The sequence below is a fragment of the Streptomyces sp. NBC_00503 genome (assembly GCF_036346895.1).
In the GTDB taxonomy this organism is placed as follows: domain Bacteria; phylum Actinomycetota; class Actinomycetes; order Streptomycetales; family Streptomycetaceae; genus Streptomyces.
This window is the reverse complement of sequence record NZ_CP107855.1, coordinates 7,057,720-7,076,559: the sequence shown is the minus strand read 5'-3', so window position 1 is coordinate 7,076,559 and position 18,840 is coordinate 7,057,720. Positions and strand designations below refer to the sequence as shown.

The 18,840-nt window shown below is 71.4% G+C and carries 20 protein-coding genes and 1 pseudogene; 15 read left to right on the top strand and 6 right to left on the bottom strand.

The features are described from left to right. Nucleotides 1-185 precede the first annotated feature (185 nt). The 6 genes from OG490_RS32230 (at nucleotide 186) to OG490_RS32205 (ending at nucleotide 4,529) form a co-directional block, all read left to right on the top strand. Nucleotides 186-542: a tetratricopeptide repeat protein gene (locus tag OG490_RS32230; protein ID WP_330299791.1), complete on the top strand. Its 357-nt coding sequence runs from the start codon at nucleotides 186-188 to the stop codon at nucleotides 540-542. Between the two features lie 81 nt (nucleotides 543-623). Beyond that, nucleotides 624-1,820: a methyltransferase gene (locus OG490_RS32225; protein ID WP_330301149.1), complete on the top strand. Its 1,197-nt coding sequence runs from the start codon at nucleotides 624-626 to the stop codon at nucleotides 1,818-1,820. Between the two features lie 111 nt (nucleotides 1,821-1,931). Beyond that, the gene (locus OG490_RS32220; protein ID WP_330299790.1) at nucleotides 1,932-2,687 is read left to right on the top strand and encodes a MerR family transcriptional regulator; all 756 of its coding nucleotides are present in this window, start codon (nucleotides 1,932-1,934) and stop codon (nucleotides 2,685-2,687) included. 128 nt (nucleotides 2,688-2,815) lie between these two features. Further along, nucleotides 2,816-3,469 (top strand): DUF6230 family protein, encoded by a 654-nt coding sequence (locus OG490_RS32215; protein WP_330299789.1) that lies wholly within the window; start codon nucleotides 2,816-2,818, stop codon nucleotides 3,467-3,469. Next, nucleotides 3,460-3,879, top strand: a complete 420-nt coding sequence (locus OG490_RS32210) for a DUF6114 domain-containing protein (protein WP_330299788.1) — start codon at nucleotides 3,460-3,462, stop codon at nucleotides 3,877-3,879. The genes OG490_RS32215 and OG490_RS32210 overlap by 10 nt, the downstream gene beginning before the upstream one ends. Next, a complete protein-coding gene (locus OG490_RS32205) occupies nucleotides 3,876-4,529 on the top strand; it encodes a hypothetical protein (RefSeq protein WP_330299787.1) in 654 nt (217 codons plus the stop codon). The genes OG490_RS32210 and OG490_RS32205 overlap by 4 nt, the downstream gene beginning before the upstream one ends. A 108-nt stretch (nucleotides 4,530-4,637) precedes the next feature. Here OG490_RS32205 and OG490_RS32200 read toward each other — a convergent pair whose 3' ends face one another. Then, nucleotides 4,638-7,388, bottom strand: coding sequence for a penicillin acylase family protein (locus tag OG490_RS32200; protein ID WP_330299786.1), 2,751 nt, complete (start codon nucleotides 7,386-7,388; stop codon nucleotides 4,638-4,640). Nucleotides 7,389-7,542: 154 nt separating this feature from the next. Between OG490_RS32200 and OG490_RS32195 the strand changes: the two genes are divergently transcribed. Beyond that, complete coding sequence (locus OG490_RS32195; RefSeq protein WP_330299785.1) at nucleotides 7,543-7,842, top strand: DUF2087 domain-containing protein; 300 nt, start codon at nucleotides 7,543-7,545, stop codon at nucleotides 7,840-7,842. Here the strand turns inward: OG490_RS32195 and OG490_RS32190 are convergent. The 3 genes from OG490_RS32190 to OG490_RS32180 are packed head-to-tail and all read right to left on the bottom strand — an operon-like array spanning nucleotide 7,815 to nucleotide 10,231. Beyond that, nucleotides 7,815-8,609, bottom strand: coding sequence for a metallophosphoesterase (locus OG490_RS32190; RefSeq protein WP_330299784.1), 795 nt, complete (start codon nucleotides 8,607-8,609; stop codon nucleotides 7,815-7,817). The two genes, OG490_RS32195 and OG490_RS32190, sit on opposite strands and share 28 nt — an antisense overlap. A 40-nt stretch (nucleotides 8,610-8,649) precedes the next feature. Then, nucleotides 8,650-9,378 (bottom strand): SDR family oxidoreductase, encoded by a 729-nt coding sequence (locus OG490_RS32185; RefSeq protein WP_330299783.1) that lies wholly within the window; start codon nucleotides 9,376-9,378, stop codon nucleotides 8,650-8,652. A 25-nt stretch (nucleotides 9,379-9,403) separates the two neighbouring features. Next, nucleotides 9,404-10,231: a helix-turn-helix domain-containing protein gene (locus OG490_RS32180; RefSeq protein WP_330299782.1), complete on the bottom strand. Its 828-nt coding sequence runs from the start codon at nucleotides 10,229-10,231 to the stop codon at nucleotides 9,404-9,406. Here OG490_RS32180 and OG490_RS32175 point away from each other — a divergent pair. The 4 genes from OG490_RS32175 (at nucleotide 10,197) to OG490_RS32160 (ending at nucleotide 14,029) form a co-directional block, all read left to right on the top strand. Beyond that, a complete protein-coding gene (locus tag OG490_RS32175) occupies nucleotides 10,197-11,129 on the top strand; it encodes an NAD(P)-binding domain-containing protein (RefSeq protein ID WP_330299781.1) in 933 nt (310 codons plus the stop codon). The genes OG490_RS32180 and OG490_RS32175 overlap by 35 nt on opposite strands. A 162-nt stretch (nucleotides 11,130-11,291) precedes the next feature. Next, nucleotides 11,292-11,681, top strand: coding sequence for a VOC family protein (locus OG490_RS32170; RefSeq protein ID WP_330299780.1), 390 nt, complete (start codon nucleotides 11,292-11,294; stop codon nucleotides 11,679-11,681). 123 nt (nucleotides 11,682-11,804) lie between these two features. Further along, nucleotides 11,805-13,010, top strand: coding sequence for an NAD(P)/FAD-dependent oxidoreductase (locus tag OG490_RS32165; RefSeq protein WP_330299779.1), 1,206 nt, complete (start codon nucleotides 11,805-11,807; stop codon nucleotides 13,008-13,010). A gap of 128 nt (nucleotides 13,011-13,138) precedes the next feature. Next, nucleotides 13,139-14,029 carry a LysR family transcriptional regulator gene (locus OG490_RS32160; protein WP_330299778.1) on the top strand — a complete coding sequence of 297 codons (891 nt, stop codon included), beginning with the start codon at nucleotides 13,139-13,141 and terminating at the stop codon, nucleotides 14,027-14,029. Between the two features lie 165 nt (nucleotides 14,030-14,194). Here the strand turns inward: OG490_RS32160 and OG490_RS32155 are convergent. Both OG490_RS32155 and OG490_RS32150 read right to left on the bottom strand, forming a co-directional pair. Further along, nucleotides 14,195-14,386 (bottom strand): annotated as a pseudogene (locus OG490_RS32155) (aldo/keto reductase); the annotation flags it as partial. A gap of 10 nt (nucleotides 14,387-14,396) precedes the next feature. Beyond that, nucleotides 14,397-14,891, bottom strand: coding sequence for a VOC family protein (locus tag OG490_RS32150; protein WP_330299777.1), 495 nt, complete (start codon nucleotides 14,889-14,891; stop codon nucleotides 14,397-14,399). 295 nt (nucleotides 14,892-15,186) lie between these two features. Here OG490_RS32150 and OG490_RS32145 point away from each other — a divergent pair, with 295 nt between their 5' ends. From OG490_RS32145 to OG490_RS32130, 4 genes are read left to right on the top strand one after another with little or no spacing between them, the layout of a single operon-like run. Next, complete coding sequence (locus tag OG490_RS32145; protein ID WP_330299776.1) at nucleotides 15,187-16,095, top strand: S8 family serine peptidase; 909 nt, start codon at nucleotides 15,187-15,189, stop codon at nucleotides 16,093-16,095. Further along, nucleotides 16,092-16,724, top strand: a complete 633-nt coding sequence (locus OG490_RS32140) for a GAF domain-containing protein (protein WP_330299775.1) — start codon at nucleotides 16,092-16,094, stop codon at nucleotides 16,722-16,724. The genes OG490_RS32145 and OG490_RS32140 overlap by 4 nt, the downstream gene beginning before the upstream one ends. A gap of 4 nt (nucleotides 16,725-16,728) precedes the next feature. Continuing rightward, nucleotides 16,729-17,829 (top strand): radical SAM/SPASM domain-containing protein, encoded by a 1,101-nt coding sequence (locus OG490_RS32135; protein ID WP_330299774.1) that lies wholly within the window; start codon nucleotides 16,729-16,731, stop codon nucleotides 17,827-17,829. Then, nucleotides 17,804-18,838 (top strand): radical SAM protein, encoded by a 1,035-nt coding sequence (locus OG490_RS32130; protein ID WP_330299773.1) that lies wholly within the window; start codon nucleotides 17,804-17,806, stop codon nucleotides 18,836-18,838. The genes OG490_RS32135 and OG490_RS32130 overlap by 26 nt, the downstream gene beginning before the upstream one ends. The last annotated feature ends 2 nt before the right edge of the window (nucleotides 18,839-18,840 follow it).

Genomic DNA, 18,840 nt, shown 5'->3' with positions numbered 1-18,840 from the left:
ACAACTTAGTACCGGCGCCGTCGCCGCGGTCCTTGGAATGTCGAACGCGCCGCCCGTGTTGGAGCGGGTGCCGGAGAGCGTGCCGGAGCCCCGCCGGAAGGGGCGGAGCCGCGCGCGGACCCGGCATCGGACGCCGCGGCGGACTGCCGCCCGGCGTGGCACTCGAACGGCGGAAGGGATTTCGAATGAACGCGTCGACCGCGTCCGGCTACCTGGAGCACGGGACCACGGCGGAGCGCTGGGAGCGGGCCCGGCTCTTCTTCGACGCCAAGGAGTACGCGACGGCCGCCCGGGTCCTTGGCACCGTGACCGCCGAGGCCCCCGAGCAGCTGGCGCCGCGGCTGCTGCTGGCCCGCGCCTACTACCACTCCGCCCAGCTCTCCCCGGCCGAGCGCGAGCTGCGGGCCATCCTGGACCGCTGGCCCGTGGAGGACTACGCGCAGCTGATGCTGGGGCGGACCCTGGAGCGCCAGGGCCGGGCCGCGGAGGCGGCGCCGTACCTGCGGATCGCGGCGGCGATGGCCGGCGAGTTCCCGGAGTAGAGGGCCCCCGAGCACTCCCCCGGCCCCGCCCATGCGGGACCGGGGCTGCCCCTCGGTTAGCCTGGGGGCAATATGAACCGTCTGACCACGCCCTTCGGCTCCTACGAGCTCGCCCGCTTCCCCGAGGACCCGCGCGACCGGCTCTTCGCATGGGACGCCGCCGACGAGTACCTGCTGCGCCACCTCGAATCCGGTACGGGCGAACGCGGCCCGGTGGATCTCGCCGGCGCCGGGCAGATCACCGTGATCGGGGACCGGTGGGGGGCGCTGACGACGGCGCTGGCCGCGCACCACCCCACCCAGATCACCGACTCCTCGCTGACCCGTTCCGCGACCGCCGCGAACCTGGACCGCAACGGCATCGGCACCGCCAAGGGCACGGTGACGCTGCTGACCGTCCAGGACCCGCCGCCGGAGCGGATCGACGTGCTCCTGGTGAGGGTCCCCAAGAGTCTGGCTCTGCTGGAGGACCAGCTGTACCGGCTGGCCCCGCACGTGCACGCCGGCACCGTCGTCGTGGGCACCGGCATGGTGAAGGAGATCCACACCTCCACCCTGCGGCTCTTCGAGAAGATCCTGGGCCCGACCAGGACCTCGCTGGCCGAGAAGAAGGCCCGCCTGATCTTCTGCACGCCCGGCAACCCCGGAGCGATGCACCCCACTACCCCCGGGCCGTGGCCGGTGACGTACACGGTCGACCAGGAAGCGGGGTCGGGCTCCGGCCTGACCGTCGTCAACCACGCCGGGATCTTCTGCGCCGACCGCCTCGACATCGGGACCCGGTTCTTCCTCCAGAACATCCCGACCAACACGGACGGGGCCCGGGTCGTCGACCTGGGCTGCGGCAACGGCATCGTCGGCACGGCGGTCGCGGTGGCCGACCCCGACGCCGAGGTGGTCTTCACCGACGAGTCGTACCAGGCGGTCGCCTCGGCGCGGGCGACGTACAGCGCGAACATCCAGGGCCGCCTGGACCGGGCCGAGTTCCTCGTCGGCGACGGTGTCGCGATGCTGCCGCCCGGGTCGGTGGACCTGATCCTGTGCAACCCGCCGTTCCACTCCCACCAGGCGACGACCGACGCGACGGCGCTGCGCATGTTCGCGCAGTCGCGCAAGGCGCTGCGGCCGGGCGGCGAGCTGTGGGTGGTCGCCAACCGCCACATGGGCTACCACACCCATCTGCGCCGGCTCTTCGGCAACAGCGAAGTCACCGCGAGCGAGCCGAAGTTCGTGGTCCTGCGGGCGGTCAAGCGGCGCGAGCAGACCCGCCCGGCGTGACCTGCCGCGACACCGGGCCGAAGGCCTCCCGGGACACCGACCGGAACACCGTGGGAACGCCCCTTCGGTAACCCGCCGGTAGGCCCGCCGCTTCGTCCTACACTCGGCCGCGTGAGCAGTCAGGTGGATCAGGACGGGAGCTCCGGCGGGCGCTACCGCCGGGAGGACGTGGCCCGCGCGGCCGGCGTCAAGGTGCGCAACCTGCGCTACTACCAGGAGCGCGGGCTGCTCCCGCCGCCGCGCCGCGAGGGCCGGATCGCCTGGTACTCGGACGACCACCTCACCCGACTGCGGCTGATCAGCGACCTGTTGGGGCGCGGCTACACCGTCAACGGCATCGCGGAGCTGCTGGCCGCCTGGGAGCAGGGCGGCGGGATCTCCCAACTGCTGGGCCTGGAGCGGGAGATGACCCGCGACTGGGAGCAGGAGGAGCCGGTCTCGATGTCCCGGGCCGAACTGCGCGAGCTGTTCGGCCCGACGGCCTCCTCGCAGGACACCCGGCGGGCGGCCGAGCTGGGCTACGTGACGATCGCCGGGGACCTGGTCACGCACCGCAGCGCGCGCCTGCTGGACGTCACGCTGACGCTGGTGCGCGCGGGGGTGCCGCTCGGGGAGGTCCTGGACGCAGGGGGCTTCGTACAGACGCAGGCGGCCGCGGTCGCGGACCGGTTCGTCGCCCTGTTCCGGACGCACGTGATCGGCACGGAGGGGCTGGAGCAGCTTTCGGCCACGCGGCTGCGGGAGATCACGGAGGCGGTCGCCGCCCTGCGTCCGCTGGCGGGCGAGGTCGTGGCCGCCGAGTTCGCGCGGGCGATGGCCCGGCGGGTGGACGCCGAGGTCTCCGAACTGCTGCGCACGGAGCCGTAACCCGCTCGGCCAGACGGCAGGACTCGGCCGAAAAGGTACGCTCGAGCAACCTTGCCAACCCCCATTGGCACTCTTACATTCAACTCGTCGGTAACAACGGTGCACAGCCGAAGACAAGGGTCGATCTCATGGCAGATTCCCCGAAGTTATCCGAACCGCCCGGCGACGCGAACGAGGGCAGAGCCGACGACGAGGGCCGGGTCCGCTGGCGCCGGTTCGCCGTACTGACCGTCCCCGCCATCGCCGTGACCGCGGGCCTCGGCATCGCCCTCGCGCAGGGCGCGCTCGCCGCCTCCTTCGCCGTATCGGGGCAGCAGTTCAAGGTCTCGGCGACGAGCCTGGAGGGCGAGGGCTTCGCGCAGTACGGCAGCGTGGACGTCAACGCCCGCCAAGAGCTCATCCCGGTGGCGGTCACCGCCATCAAGGAGGCCAAGCTCCACAGCCTCTGCCAGTCGGTGGTCACCACCCTGCCGCTCATCGGCGACATCTCGCTCAACCTCACCGCCGGCCAGAAGGCCCCCGTCGAGGCGAGCAACCTCTTCGTGGACGCCACCCAGCTCTCCGGCGACGCGGTCTTCACCAACATCGAGATCGGCCGGGACGCCTCCACCCTCGACAAGGGGCCGACCGAGGCGGTCGGGATGCAGGACCTGTTCGCCCAGCAGGCGGACACCGTCACCATCTCCGACCTCCACCAGACTGCCTGGGCCACCAACGCCGGCACCTTCAAGCTCTCCGGGCTCAACATGAACATCAGCAAGGGCAAGAAGGAATGCTTCTGAAGCGCTGGCGGCGATGGCGGCGCGGCCGGCCGTTCTGGGGCGGGGTCTTCGCCGTCATCGCCGGCGCCGAGATCTGCGCCCTCCCGCTCGCACCGTTGAAGATCATGCTCCAGCAGGGAGTGGCGGGGATCCCGTCCGTCCTGATGGGCATCGTCATGATCGTGCTCGGCCTCACCGCCTGGTTCTCGCCGGCGCAGCGCAGCCTGGCCGGCGTCCTGACCACCCTCATCGCCACCGCCGCGCTGGTCCTGTCGAACCTCGGCGGGTTCCTGATCGGCACCGTGCTCGGCATCATCGGCGGCGGCCTGATGTTCGCCTGGCAGCCGAACTCCGCCCAGCACGCTCCGCCCGCCGCCACCCCCACCCCCGCTCCTCCACAGCACCACGATCCCCAAGGAGCACAGCCATGAGCCGTACGCGCACCACCCTCACGCTCGCCGCGGCCGCCGCGGCGGGAGCGCTGTCGCTGGCCCCGGTCGCCGCCACCGCCGCGCCGTTACCCCTGGCCGGGTCGACCACCGTCACTCCGGCCGGACACGCTTTCAAGGCCACCCTCAGCGGCAAGGCCACCCTCAAGGCCGGTTCGGTCACGGTGACTTGTACGGTCTCCGTCTCCACCGGCGCGGTGCCGGCCGCCCCCGGCAACCAGAACGCCTCGGGCCCCGTCTCCTCCCCGATCTCGCCGCCCACGTACAGCTCCTGCACCTCCAGCATCCCCGGCGTGACCCCCACGGTCACCACGAGCGGCGCCTGGTCGGTGTCCATGCAGAACGGCTCCCCCGTCACCGCCACCATGACCGTGCCCACGGGCGGGCTCGTCGTGCACACCACGGGCCTGGCGGTCTGTACGGTCACCGCCGCGCCCTCCGGCCCGGCGGGCGTCGCCGGAAGCTGGGCGAACGGCGCACCGTCGAGCCTGACCTTCGCCAACGCCTCGGTGCCGGTCACCGTCACCGGCGGCTTCGGCTGCCCGACGAGCGCGACCTCGTCCACCTTCAACGCCGTGTACAAGGTGGCCGACACCACCGACCCGGCGCAGCAGATCACCGTCGGTCCCTGACCCCGGTCCGCCACCGTACGAAGAGGCCCGCCGGTCCCGGAGCGCTCCGGGGCCGGCGGGTGTCGTTGTGCGGACGGGCCCCTTTGTACGGGCGGGCCCGGACGGGTCTCAGCGGTGGGCGGGGAACTCCACCACCTGCTGATAGGTGGGCCGGTTCTGCCAGTTGATCTGCGGATGGGCCAGACCGCCCACCGGCCGCTGAACGATCGAGTCCGCGCACCACTGGTTGCCCGCGGCGCAGGTCCCGTCCGCCGGATAGACGGCGGCGGGGGTGGCCGCGGCCGCCTGCTTGAGGGTGGCTGTCAGAGCGTCGCGGCACGCGGGGAGCGAGCCGCCCCCGCAGTAGGTCCGGGCCAGCGGTCCGGACACCGGGCGGCCGAGCACCGTACGCAGGTCCTTGTCGGCGTAGCTCCACCAGCCGTACTGGAAGGCCGATCCGGCATGTGAACCGGTGGGCCCGTGGCCCGCGTTGGGTGCCTCGTCGATGGTGAGGGAGGCGCGCAGGGCATCGTAGAGCGATGCCCCGAGGCCCGGTTTGAACTCGGCCTCGACGAGCAGCGGCCACCAGGCGTCCATGATCCGGACGGCGTCGGCGTGCGCGTACGCCTTGGATCCGGGCGTGGTCTCCTTGCGCTCGGTGCCCGCCGCCTGCCACGCGGCGAGCTTGTCGACGGCGGCGGCCACGGCCGGATCGGCGCCGGGCCCGCTGCGCAGTACGGCCAGCAGTTCCGGCAGCAGGTTCTCGGCGCGCAGGTCGGTGACGGCCGCATCGGCCATGGCCTGGGTGAGCGTGGCGCGTGTCACCCCTCCGGCGGCCACCAGCGGCTTGACCCGCTGGTCCAAGAGGTCGCCGCGGTGGACGGAGCCCATCCCGAAGCCGGCCGCGCTGTACTCCTTGGCCTGCTTGTTGTTCCAACTGATGTAGTAGTCCTGGCCGATGGACTGCGGGTGTTCGGAAGGCGGGGCGTAGGCGGCGGTGTTGGCCACCGGGTCGAAGCCCTGCCACTCGTACCGCTGCTCGCCCCGGACCGGCAGTGCGGCGTCGACTCCGGCGGCCCTGACGGGGTTGGATCCGCTGTTGTAGTACGCCGCTTCGCGGGAGTCGGCGTAGAACCAGTTGAAGGCGTAGCCGATGTGCTGCGCCGCCTCCTGGAAGGTGCGGGCGTCCTTCACGTAGGAGGGGTCGTTGAGCATCTGGAAGCCGATGATCGAGTCGGCCTCGTGGCGGTAGGTGGAGCGCAGCGCGGTATAGGCGACGGGCTTGCCGGCGACGGTCGCGCGGTGGGTGACGATGCCGTAGTCGGTGCGCCAGACCTGCATCCGGTAGGAGCCGTTGGGGGTGGAGTCCGCTACGGAGGACTTCCAGGCGTTGGTGTGCTCCAGCTTCTCCATGGGTGTGCAGGCGCCGCGGTAGAGGTAGGAGGTGCTCGCCTTGGTGGGGGCGGCGCCGCCCGGCTCGCACAGTTCGACGGCGAAGGTGTCGGTGATGTCCTGGCCGGCGGAGGTGGCGCTCCAGGCGTAGTCCTGGCCGCGGCCGAGCTGTACGTACATGCTGACGCCCGCGAAGGAGGCGCCGCGCGCGCTGATGCCCGGGCCCTGGAGCTCCTGGAGCATGAGGAGTTGGGGCGCCAGGTAGCCGGTCTGCGGGCCGAAGACGGCGACCGGGTGGCCGCTCGCGGTCTTCGCGCCGGAGACGAGCAGGGCATTGGACATGCTCTGCTTCATCAGTTTCGGCGGGTTGGCCGCGGCGGCGGTCGCGGCCGCGCCCGTACGGTCGTACACGAGCGGTTCGGCGGTGACCGAGCCGGCGTCGGGCAGGGCGGTGCCCTGCGGGTTGGCGGGCTTCTGGGCGTAGGGGAAGCTCGTGCCGTCGTGCACGGTCAGCACGGCTTCCGGATCCTCGCGCTCGCGGAAGGACTCCCAGACCCGGGTGCCCTCCTCCACCCCGTACTGCTGCTGCGCGGAAAGCAGGGAGAGCGCGGCCTGCACCTCGCCGCCTCCGCCGCCGCCGAACAGGCCGCCGACGACGGAGGCGAGGGCGATCAGGTCGGTGAGTTTGAAGGGCTGGATCTCTCCGGCGTTGGTGATGGAGTTGATGTGGCCCGTCAGTACGTACTCGCCGGGGAAGTAGCGGCCGTTCTTGGACTGGACGCGGTAGGCGTTGATCCCGTCGATGTAGGCCTGCGAGTCCTCCATCGCCAGCCGTCCGCGCTCGCCCTCGGTGGTCCGGATCCGGTCCACCTGAGCCTGCAAGTCGGCCTCCGTGTACGGGGCTTGCGGCCAGAACTGCTGCTCCAGGCCCTGGTTGGCGAGGGCCCCGCCCGCGAAGGGGGTGAGGTCGCCGCGGCCGACGTGGCGGAAGAGGTCCATCTGCCAGAGCCGGTCCTGGGCGGCGGCATAGCCCGCACCGAAGGAAGTCCCGTAGCGGGTGGTGCCCTTGATGTGGGGGACGCCGGTCCTCTTGTCCCGGGTGATCGTCACGTCGGAGCGGGGGCTGGTGGTGGATTCGACCTGATCCGCGGGGACTCCGAAGGAGGCGTCGTTGAAGAAATCGTTGACCTTGGCGTCGGTGAGGCCCGGGTATCCGGCCACCAGCGAGTCGTAGCGCGCCAGTTGGTCGGAGGTGTGGGCGGGCAGGGTGCCGAAGGCCTTGTGCGCCAGGATCTGCGCGAGGGTGGCGTTGCCGCTCTGGCCGGGCGGCAGGATGTCGGCGCACTGCTGACCGCAGTAGTCGGCGATGGGGAGCGGTACGGGGCTGTCGGCCCCGGCGGCCGCGGCGGGCGGCGTCAGCAGGGCCGCGCCGAGGGCGATGAGTGCGGTGGCGACGGCAGTTCTCATGCGGGTGGTGGGGCGTCGCATACTTGCTCCTCCGTGGGGGGCAGGAACCGGTCACGGGGAGGGTACTGGCAGGTACTACCGCGCAGTAAGATGAACGACCGTCACTTTTTGCGCGGGAGTCCGGCGGCGGAAAATGCGTTGCCCCCGGACGGACCGCCGGGTGATGCTCGGCCATATGTCCCAGAACACCGAAGCACCCGCCGCGCGCACCCAGCGAGGCGTCGCCGACCTCTTCACCGCCGCCGGCCGCCTCGCCGTCATCCCGCGCAAGCCGGCCCGCCGCGAGCAGTTGCTCGTCCACCTCGCGCAGACCCTGTTCGCGACGGACCGCGACTACACGGAGTCCGAGGTGAACGGCCTGCTGCGCACCGTCCACGAGGACTGCGCCGCGCTGCGGCGGTACCTGGTCATCGCCGGGCACCTCATCCGGACCCGTGACGGCTCCGGCTACCGGCGGGCCACGACCACCCTGTAGTGGGTGGTCAGCCGCCCGTCCTCGCCGATGACGTGGAAGGCGAGGGCCGGCGGCTCGTCGAGGTGGAGGTACTCGCTCTCCCCGGACGCCGCCTCCCACGGAAGCCTGGCCGTGGACACCACCCCGGGCGCCACCAGCAGCGGACGACCCGCGAAGGTGGTGGCCGCACCCGTGTGCGCGTGCCCGCACAGGAAGGCGGTCAGGTGCGGGTGCCGTTCGGCGAGGGCCGCGAGCCGCTCCTCGCCGAACTGCCGGATCCCGTCCACGTACGGGATGTGCAGCGGTACGGGCGGGTGGTGGAAAGCCACGAGTACGGGCACCTCGCGCGGGGTGGCGGCGAGCACCCCGTCCAGCCAGTCGATCGTCGCGTCCTCCAGGTATCCCCGGTGTTCGCCGGGGACGGAGGAATCGCACACCGCGAGCACGAAGCCCTCGCCGCGCAGCACTTGGTCGACGGGGGCCGTCGACGGCCGCCCTTCGCCTGCTCCGCCGGCCTCGCCGGCCTCGCCGAGGAGCCCTCTGCGGAAGGCGGCCCGGTCGTCGTGGTTGCCCGGGCAGACGACCAACGGATGGCGCGAGCCGAGCAGTTCGCGCGCCTCCTCGTACTCCGCGGCGGTCGCGTGATCGGCTATGTCCCCGCTGACCAGCACCGCGTCGAGCTCGTAGGGGAGTTCCTCCAGGTACTCCATGACCGCTCGGGTCCGCTCGGCGGCCCGGCCGCCGCCGCCGTCGAGGTGGACGTCGCTGAGGTGGGCTATCACGATCACGGGCGGTGGCTCCTTCGGTCCGGACGTACGAGGGGATCGGTCAGACTTGTTCGAAATGGAACGCCTTGATGAAGCAGTCGCGGGGCTGGCCGACCGCGAAGACGATGCACTCCACGAGCGAGTGCGCGGTGAGGGTGTCCTTGGACCCGCGCGGGGCGTTTTCCCACTCCTCGGAGAGCGGGTCGGGGTTGTCGAAGTCGGGCGGGTAGAGCGATATCACCCGGACCCCCTGGGGGCGCAGACGCTTGGAGAGGATCTCGGTGAACCCTGCCTGGGCGCTCTTGGCAGCGTAGAAGGCATCGTGGGCGTCCGAGCGGTGATGGCCCGCGGCTCCGCACGTGGAGACCATCGTCACGACGTCCGGCTTGTCCGAGTTGAGCAGCAGCGGGAGAAAGTTCTTCACGGTCAGGACCGTGCCGGTGCCACCCGAGGCGATGGTGTCGATGACATCGGCGTCCGTCGCGGAGAGCAGATCCGGCCCTGCGAGCCAGCGGGATCCGTTGTTGATGAGAACGTCGACACGGTCCGTGTGCCGCGCGACACCGGCGGCGAACTCGCGGATCGAGGAGGGGTCCGTCAGATCGCAGGCGAAGGCGTGCACCTTCTGATGGCCGCGCTCACGAATCTCGTCGCGGACGCGCTCGGCGGCATCGAGACCGCGGGCGGAGAGGAAGACCTCTGCGCCGAGCTCCGCCAGCCGGATGGCCAGGGTTCGCCCGAAGTCGCGGCCGGCCGCGGTGACGACGACGCGGTGGTTGTCGAATCTCATGCAGTCACTCCTGTTGCCCGATTCCTTACAAATGCGCGAGTGTGCGCAGCGCCTGCTCGGATGCCGTGCCCGGCTCGGCGGCGAACAGGTCCAGGCCCCAGCACGACGGCTCGTCCGGCAGGGCGACGAGTTCGGCGTGCAGGGTCAGTTCGCCCACGACGGGATGGTTCAGCACGTACGCCCGGTCCCGGACCTGCGCGACCGGATGCTCCGCCCACATCCGGGCGAAGTCCGGGCTCAGTTCCCGCATGTGGTCGATGTGCGCCACGAGTCCGGCGTCCCCGCGGTAGCGCCCGAGCAGGACGCGCAGGTGCGCCACGTGCGCGCGTGCCGCCCGCTCCCAGCCGGTGCGGCGGAGCCGCAGGTACGGCTCGGTGAACCACAGGTGCGAGACCGTGCGGCGCTCTTCCGGCAGGGTGGGGAAGTCGCCGAACACCGCCACCGCGAGCCGGTTCCAGCCGACGATCTGCGTGTGCCGCCCGACCAGCAGCGCCGGAGTCATCACGAACGACTCCAGCAGGTAGCGAAGGCCCGGACGGACATCCGCCGCGGCCTCGCCTCCCGCGCAGGGGCGGGGGCGTCGGGCGATCCGGTGCAGGTACGCGGATTCGTCCGCGTCCAGGCGCAGCGCCGTGGCGATGGCGTCCAGGACCTCGTCCGAGACGCTCTCGCCCTTGCCCTGTTCCAGGCGCGTGTAGTGGGCGGTGCTCACGCCTGCCAGCCGGGCCAGCTCCTCACGCCGCAGGCCCGCCACCCGGCGCACCGCGCCGTAGTCGCGCAACCCGACGTCCTGCGGGCGCAGTCGGGCACGGCGTGATGTGAGGAACTCGCTCAGCTCGGTCCGGTCATCCACACCACGACGATACGACGCCCCTGCGCGCGCACGTGCGGCGGGTGATCACGCCGTGAGTACGCACCACACGGACCTGGCCGGACGGTCACGGCAGAGCCAGGCTGTCGGTCGAACGACCCGCACGAACGACCCGCACGCAGGGAGAGCAGGCATGGCTCGAACACTCGGACTCATCGGCAGCGGAATGATCGGTTCTTCCGTGGCCCGCCTGGCCATCGCGGCCGGCCTGGAGGTCGTCCTCAGCAATGCGCGAGGACCGCAGACCCTTGCCGGCCTGGTCGCGGACCTGGGCCCGCGGGCCCGAGCCGCCACACCGGCGGAAGCGGCACGCGCCGGGGACCTGGTGGTGGCGGCCGTCCCGCTGATGGCCCACGAACGGCTGCCCGCCGACGCCCTGGCCGGCAAGACGGTGCTGGACACGGCGAACTACTACCCCCAGCGCGACGGCCACCTGGCCGAACTGGACACGGGCGAACTGACCTCCAGCGCTCTGCTCCAGCGCCACCTCAAGGGCTCCCGCGTCGTGAAGGCCTTCAACAGCATCACCCCGCACCAACTGCTCTCCCTCGCCCGGCCCGTGGGCGCCCCCGATCGCAGCGCCCTGCCGATCGCCGGCGACGACGCGCAGGCCAAGGCGGAGGCCGCCCGGCTGCTGGACCTACTCGGCTACGACGCGGTGGACACCGGTGCCCTCGCCGCCAGTTGGCGCAGCGAACCGGACACGCCGGTGTACGTCCGGCCCTATCTCGGCGACGTGCCCGCCATGAACGTCGAGGACTTCCTCCGCTGGACCTTCGAGACACCGGGCATCGCCGTTCCCGCGGCGCAGGTCCGCAAGCTCGTCGACGGTGCGCTTCGCCGACCGGCGGGCGAGGCCCTGCTCCCGAGCAAGGACTGACCCCGCAACGGGGGCGGGTGGCGCAGCTCCGTAGCCCCCACAGTCTCCCCGCATCGTGAACCGCTGTGTTAACCACCGTTGCGGCACACGACCTTGATCCACTTCCCGGCTCCTCCGATCCTTGAGCGTGTCGCAAGACGCAACCCGGGAGGAGCTCGATACATGAACGTCATCGCGTCGGCTGTGTTGTTGACCGTTGGCGATCCGGCGGCATCGGGCCGGTTCTTCACCCGTCATCTGGGGTTCCGCGAGGTGTTAATGACCGAGGACGTCATCCACCTCTCGCGCGACGACGCGGCCACCGACCTGGTCATCCTGCAAGCCGAACCGGAAGCGCGCCCCGGGACGGGGCTGCCTGCACCGCGGGCCGAAGTGGCCGTGTCCTTCTCGGTCACCGACCTCCCCGGAGAGTACGAGCGGCTGCGGCGGGAAGGTGCGCGGATCGTGATGCCGCTGCGCCAGGAGCCCTGGGGCGAGTGGGTGTTGGAGCTCGAGGACCCCAACGGCGTGCCGGTCCAGTTGGTGGAGTGGGTGGCGCCCTCCGGTGCCTGACCCTTCCCCACCTCCTGCCCGAAACCCACCTCCTGCCCGAACGCCGTTCACCACCGCGCATCCACTCCGCCGGCACGCCCCAAGACGGCCCGGCCCGCATCCCCTTGAACGATGGAGCACACCATGAGCAAGAACACCCAAGTGGCCGTCATCGGCGGCGGATACGCCGGAGTCATGGCCGCGAACCGGCTGACCGGGCGCGGCGACGTGACGGTGACGCTGGTCAACCCGCGTCCGGACTTCGTCCACCGCATCCGCCTGCACCAGCTGGTGGGCGGGTCCGACGCGGCGGTCATCGCCTACCGGGACGTCCTGGCCCAGGGCGTCCGGCTGGTGGTCGACACCGTGGCCCTGATCGACGCGGGCGAGCGCAGCCTCGCGCTCGCCTCGGGCGGCACGCTCGGCTACGACTACCTGGTCTACGCGGTGGGCAGCGGCAGCGCCGACGCGGGCGTGTCGGGAGCGGCCGAGTTCGCCTACCCGATCGCCACCCTGGAGGACGCGCAGCGGCTGATCCCGGCCCTCGATGCGGCCCCGCAGGGTGCCGCGGTGACGGTGGTCGGGGCCGGACCGACCGGCATCGAGACCGCCGCCGAGCTCGCCGAGCAGGGCCACACGGTGACCCTGGTCTGCGGCGGGGGCCTGGGCCCGTACCTGCACGCCCGCGGCCGTCGCACGGTCGCAGCCCGGCTCGCCCGGCTCGGCGTGACCGTGCTCGACGGGCCCGGCACGAAGGTCACCGCGGTGAGCCACGACTCCGTACGGCTCTCCGACGGCCACGACCTGCCGAGCGCCGTGACCATCTGGACCGCAGGCTTCAGCGTGCCGGACCTGGCCGCGCGCAGCGGTCTGAGTACCGACGTGCTGGGCCGGCTGCTCACGGACGAGACGCTGACGAGCGTGGACGACGTACGCATCTTCGCGGCCGGCGACTCGGCCGCCCCGTCGGGCCTGCCGCTGCGGATGAGCTGCCAGGCCGCGATGCCCCTGGGTGCGCGGGCGGCCGACACGGTGCTCAGTCGGATAGCGGGCGAGGAGCCCGCGCCCCTCAACCAGCCGTTCGGCGCCCAGTGCATCAGCCTGGGCCGACACGGCGGCATCTTCCAGTTCGCCAACCGGTCCGACGTCGCGGTGTGGTTCAACGTCAACGGGTTCCTGGGCGCGAAGCTCAAGGAGACCGTGTGCAAGGTCGTCCCCAAGCACCTGGCCGACGAGGCGGGCAAGCCCGGTTCGTACAGCTTGCACCTCAAGTCGGGGGCCGAGGCGCGCCGGCAGCTGCTGGAGGCCGAGCGCGGCGGGGCGCCTGCCACCGCCGAGCGGGTGGCCTAGTGCGATGCGGTCCGACCCTGTCGGACCGCATGCCCTGCTCAACCCTCCTGCGGGCCGCGTTGATGATCAAGGTAGACTCCCGCGCTGTTCGACAACCGCCGGGTCATCGCCGGAGAACTGGGGAGCCGGTGGAACTGCGGGACATCGAGATCTTCCTGGTGCTGGCCGAAGAGCTGCATTTCGGCCGGACCGCGGAGCGGCTGCACGTCTCCCCCGCGCGCGTGAGCCAGGCCATCAAGAAGCAGGAGCGGCGGATCGGAGCCGAACTGTTCAGCCGCACCAGTCGGACCGTGCGCCTGACCGAGATCGGCCTGCAGCTCCGTGACGATCTGCGGCCGGTCCACGCGGGCCTGCACGCAGCCCTGGATCGCGCCCGGCTGGCCGCCCACGGCATCACCGCACAACTCCGCGTCAGCATGCTGCCCTTCAACCTCATCGATCTGCACCCCTACTGGAAGGCGTTCCGCTCGCGGTACCCCCACTGGGGACCCCAGATCCGCCAGACGACCTTCACCGATGTGTTCGGCCAGCTCCGTTCCGGTGCCATGGACGTCGTCGTCGCCTGGCTGCCGGTGGAGGAGGCGGACTTCACCGTCGGCCCGGCCCTGTGCACCGACTCCCGGATCCTCGCCGTGGCCGCCGACCACCAGCTCGTGGGACGGGACTCCGTTCCCCTCGAGCTGTTCGCCGAGTTCCCGCACAGTACGGCCCTCGGCCTGGCGGACTACTGGGAGGACAGCTACCTGCCCTTCCACACCCCACGGGGCCGGACGATCGAGCGGATCACCTCCGCGGACACCGCCGATGACCTGATCAGCATGGTCGGCATGGGCGAGATCATCCACAGCTTCCCCGGCCATGCCACCCGGTACTGGGGTGGTATGCCGAACATCCGATGGCTTCCCGTCCCCGACCTGCCGGCCATGACCTTCGCCCTGGTCTGGCGGGCCGAGGCCGAGAACGACCTGATCCGAGCCCTGGCCGACACGGTGGCCGACCTCGGCGCGTTCCGCTTCTGAGCACCGGCCGGCCGCGGCACGTCTCCAGCAGCCGCCGCACACCACGGAGTTGAGGAGCACGGCTCACTTCTCAAGTCGGGTCATGTCGGCTGCCCGCGCTCCGGCGGCTTCGCCCACCGTCTCGGCGGCCGCCCGCAGCAGGTCGGGCGAGAGGCTCAGGCCGAGGGACTGCAGTGCGGCGATCGGTGCCTCGGCGCAGCCCCGCCGCAGCGTCTCGGCGCTCACTTCGGAAGGCCCCAGGAATCGGACCTTGCCCTCGGCCACCAGGCCTGCCATCGCGCCGACGGTCTCCTCGATCGGCACATCCGGATTGCGGCGATGGAGGTAGAAGAGGCCGATGTGATCCACCGCGAGCCGCACTCGCTGCTCACTCGCCGCCCGACGTGGACTCCGTGGAGCGCATGGCTTCCTCGGACCGCTTCTCCATCTCGTCCGGGGGGACGTCCTCGATGTGCGTGGCGATGTTCCAGCGGTGTCCGAACGGGTCCTCGAACTGGCCGGTGCGGTCGCCGTAGAACTCGTCCTTGATCGGCCGCACCTCGGTGGCGCCGCGGGCGCGTGCCTTGACGAAGACCTCGTCGACGTCTTCGACGTACACGTGCAGGGTGACGGGCGTTCCGCCCACCGCCTTCGGTGAGCGGAATCCGATGTCGGGGAACTCGTCCGCGAGCATGATGACCGAGGTTCCGAGCTCCAGCTCGGCATGGCCGATCTTGCCTCCAGGTGCGGCCATCCTCATCCGCTCCCGTGCGCCGAGCACGGAGACGTAGAAGTCGATCGCCGCCGCGGCGCCGTCGATACAGAGGGGAGTGACGCGCGGAGCTGCGCGGCAGCCCTGCCCCCTCCCCCTCGCCCTGCGCAAGCCGACCGACAACGCAGAGAACTGTCAGTTTCCGCGCCGCGAGGGGCAGGGGCGGCCGGAATGCACCCCAGACAACTGGGATGTCCGAGGGCCTGTGGCCTCGTACAGAATCGGTCCGCGGGCGCCGCTCAGCTGTTCGACAGCGGGACGGTCCGGCAAGTCCGACGGTTCGGCACGTCCCAGGGTTCGGCACGTCCGAGGGTTCGGCATCGCGCCTTACGAGAGAGCCACGAGTGACCGGAAGGCTCCATTGACCACTACAGCGTTTCGTCGAGCAACGATCCGATTCGCCCACATGAATGCCGGGGAACTCGTCGACCGGTCATCCGTGGCGGCCTCCACGGCGGTGGACCGGGAATGGGCCTGGGGCGGGTCGCGCGGTGCGGGAGTCCGGATCTGCGTCATAGACAGCGGAGTCACACCGGACCATCCCGAGATCGGGCCCCTGGAGGGGTCGTACGCGGTGGAACGCATCGAGCAGGGCGACGCGGGCGACGGCGTGCCGAGCTACCGGATCGTCCCGGACGAGGAGGGCGACGCCGCCGGTCACGGCACCGCATGCGCGGCGATCATCCGGCGGATCGCACCGGACGCGGGCCTGACCAGCGTACGCATCCTGGGGCCGGGACTCGCGGGCGACGGCAACATGCTGCTGGCCGCCCTGCGCTGGGCGGTGGCGGAGCGCTTCCACGTCGTCAACCTCAGCCTCTCGTCGCGCAAGGGCGACTTCAAGGCCTCGCTGCACGACATCGCGGACGAGGCGTACTTCAACCGGGTGGCGATCGTGGCCTCGGCGCACAACAGCCCGGTCCGCAGCTTTCCCTGGATCTTTCCCTCGGTGATTTCCGTCGGGTCGCACGAGATCGCCGACGCGGAGCGCCTCGAGGTCAGTCCGCGGCCCCCCGTCGAATTCTTCGCGGCCGGTGTCGGAATCGAGGTCCCCTGGACGGGCGGCGGCCGTTCGTTCCTCTCCGGGAACAGTTTCGCGACCCCGCATGTCACCGGATTCGTGGCCCGCATCCTCGGAAAGCATCCGGATCTTCCGGTGAGCGAGGTCAAGCACGTCCTGGCCTCCCTCTCGGACAACTTCACCGACGCGTCCGACCCGCCCCGCGCCCCCACCCCTGTCACCACTTCCGCCGTACCCGCCTCATCCACCCCATCTGCCCCATCCACCCCATCCGCCGAAGGAGCCGAGCATTGACGAATCCGGCGTATGACGCCCCTCTCAGCGACCCTCCGCTGTCCCGGCGCGACGAGGTGCTGCGCTCGACCGCACGGCTGGCCCGGCTTGTCTTCGGCGCTCCCGCCTCGTCGGTCTTCCTGCACGACGCGGCGGGCGGGGCACTCGTCCTGGAGGCCATCTCCGACCCCCAGGAGGACAGCCTGGTGGGCTGGACCATCCCCGACTACAGCGGCATAGCCGGATGGGTCTTCCAGAGCGGGGAGGCGGTGATCGCCGACAACCTCGACAACCACCCGCAGTTCAACCGGGACTTCGCGGCCTCCACCGGCCGGATACCGAAGGCCATCATCGCCGCGCCACTGGACACCGACGGGTCCGTCTTCGGCGTTCTGGAGGTGCTCGACCCGGTGCTGGGCCAGCGCAGCGCGACCTCCGTCCTGGAGTTGGTCTCGGAACTGGCGCGCCAGTGCGCGGCGGCCCTGGCCCTGGCGGGCCCGCCGCCCGGCCCCGCCGGACGGCATGCGGCGGCCGCCGAACGGCTGACCACCCTGGTGGCCGACCTGGCCCGCACCGACGATCCGAATGCCGCGCGGACGCTCGCCTCGCTCGAGGAGATCGCCAGCGCCCTGTCATCGAGAAGGGGGTGATTCCGTGCACCTGCTGGAAATCGGCGCCATCCGCAACAAGCCCGCCGCCGGCCTCTATCTGGCCCTGACCCGCCGCTGCCCGCTGTCGTGCTCCCACTGCTCCACCGACTCCTCCAGTACCAGCGAACAGCATCCCGAGACGCCGTTCCGTCGACTCGTGGAGTCCTTCGACCACGAGACCCGACCGGACCTGCTGCTGATGTCCGGCGGTGAGGCGCTGCTGCGCGCCGCGCTCGTCGCCGACCTCGCGCGCACCGCCCGGGCCGCGGGTTCCCGCTCGTACGTGCTGTCGGGCATGTGGTTCGCCCGGGAGAACCGGCGGCTGCCCGACCCGGTGTCCGCGGCGATCCGCGAGGTGGACCACTTCGCGGCCAGCCTCGACGAGTTCCACGAACGCGAGGTGAGCCGGGCCGACGTCTTCCGGGCGATGCACCGCATACGCGAACTGGTGCCGCAGGTGAGTTTCCAGCTCACCGGGCGGGGGGACGACGATCCCTACCTCCAGGGTCTGGTCGACGATGTGCGCCGCGAGTTCGACGACCAAGTACCCATCCTGGTGGGCACCTTGAGTCCGATCGGCCGTGGCCGCCAGCTCGGCGGGCTGACTCCCACGCCCTCCTCCGGCATCCCGGTCGCGCCCGTGGACCCGTGCGACCGGATCACCTGGCCGCTGGTCACCTACGACGGCACCGTCTACGCCTGCTGCAATCAGGACCTGGTGGAGCGCCGCATGCCGGAGCACCTGATCCTCGGCCACGCGTCCCGCGAGTCCTGGCCCGAGCTGCGCGAGAAGTTCCTGCGCCGGGAGATGTACCGGGCGCTGCGCGTGCTCGGACCCAGCTTCGTGGCCGCCCGGTTCTCGGACGGACCGTGCGACAAGGGCATGTGCGGCAACTGCGTCGCGCTGTCCGGCGACGCCGCGGCCGAGCGGAAGGTGACGGAGTACCTGCGCAGCGACTCCGGGCGGCAGGTGGAGGCCGCCGCCCGCCGCATGGTCGAGCAGGTGGACGGGACCGCCTTCTCGGACCGCCGCTCCGGCCGCTACGGCGGCCTGGTGTCCCTGGGATGGGAGGCGGAGCGTGAACAGTCGTCCTGCACCAGCTGACACCGCGCCGGTCCGCAGCCGCCCCACGCTGGCGGACACCGAGGCGATGCGCCACCGTCGCGGCGAGTCGGTCCTCCTTTACATCACCGACCAGTGCCCGGTCGGCTGCGCACACTGCTCGGTCGACGCCCGCGCGGACAGTGACAGGGTCGCCGACTGGGAGGTGTTCCACGACGTCGTCGCCGGCATCGTCGCGCTGCCCGGCCTGCGGTCGGTGGCGGTCTCCGGCGGCGAGCCCTTCGCCGAGCAGCGGGCGCTGCCGTACGCGATCGGGGAGTTCGCCGACGCCGGGCTGGAAACCATCGTCTTCACCAGCGGGTACTGGGCACGCGAGAGCGGCTCCGCGCCCGGCTGGGTACGGCGGCTGCTGCCCCGGATCTCCACGCTCTTCCTGAGCACGGACGGCTTCCACCAGGGCGGGGTGTCGCACCACCGGTTCGTCGGCGCGCTGCGCGCGGCCCACGAGGCGGGCTGCCGCATCGTCGTCCAGGAGCTGGACACGGGCGACGGCGCGCGGGTGGCCGAGGGGCTGCTGTTGGAGGCGCTCGGCCCGCGGTGGGCCGACGCGGCGGAGACCAACGTGATCACCCCCCTGCGGTACGGGCGGGGCGCGGGGGTCTTCGCCCTCCAGCGCCGGCACGAGGTGGGGTCGTTCTCGGCGTGCACCCTGCTCGGCTCGCCCACGGTCCGCTACGACGGGGTGGTGATCCCCTGCTGCAACGAGGGACTGATCACCGGTCACGGCCCGGCCGCGCTGCGTGCCCCGACCCGGCGGCCCGAGGGCGTGGCGCAGGCGCTGAGCGGGTTCCGGAACGATCCGCTGCTGAGGGTCGTGGGGCGCCTCGGCCCGGGGGCGGCGGCCGACCTGCCCGGCTTCGAGGCCCTGCGCGAGGAACGCTTCGAGAACGTCTGCGGCGGTTGCTGGAAGGCGTACGACATCGCGGGCCGCCCGGGGCGGGCCGCCGACTCCGTGACAGCACTGGGCGCGGCCCTGAGGGAAGGCGGTTGACG

Bases quoted from the DNA above. Each gene is read 5' to 3' on its own strand.
- OG490_RS32230 (WP_330299791.1), top strand. From the start codon at position 186: ATGAACGCGTCGACCGCGTCCGGCTACCTGGAGCACGGGACCACGGCG.
- OG490_RS32215 (WP_330299789.1), top strand. From the start codon at position 2,816: ATGGCAGATTCCCCGAAGTTATCCGAACCGCCCGGCGACGCGAACGAG.
- OG490_RS32210 (WP_330299788.1), top strand. From the start codon at position 3,460: ATGCTTCTGAAGCGCTGGCGGCGATGGCGGCGCGGCCGGCCGTTCTGG.
- OG490_RS32205 (WP_330299787.1), top strand. From the start codon at position 3,876: ATGAGCCGTACGCGCACCACCCTCACGCTCGCCGCGGCCGCCGCGGCG.
- OG490_RS32200 (WP_330299786.1), bottom strand. From the start codon at position 7,388: ATGCGACGCCCCACCACCCGCATGAGAACTGCCGTCGCCACCGCACTC.
- OG490_RS32195 (WP_330299785.1), top strand. From the start codon at position 7,543: ATGTCCCAGAACACCGAAGCACCCGCCGCGCGCACCCAGCGAGGCGTC.
- OG490_RS32185 (WP_330299783.1), bottom strand. From the start codon at position 9,378: ATGAGATTCGACAACCACCGCGTCGTCGTCACCGCGGCCGGCCGCGAC.
- OG490_RS32170 (WP_330299780.1), top strand. From the start codon at position 11,292: ATGAACGTCATCGCGTCGGCTGTGTTGTTGACCGTTGGCGATCCGGCG.
- OG490_RS32165 (WP_330299779.1), top strand. From the start codon at position 11,805: ATGAGCAAGAACACCCAAGTGGCCGTCATCGGCGGCGGATACGCCGGA.
- OG490_RS32145 (WP_330299776.1), top strand. From the start codon at position 15,187: ATGAATGCCGGGGAACTCGTCGACCGGTCATCCGTGGCGGCCTCCACG.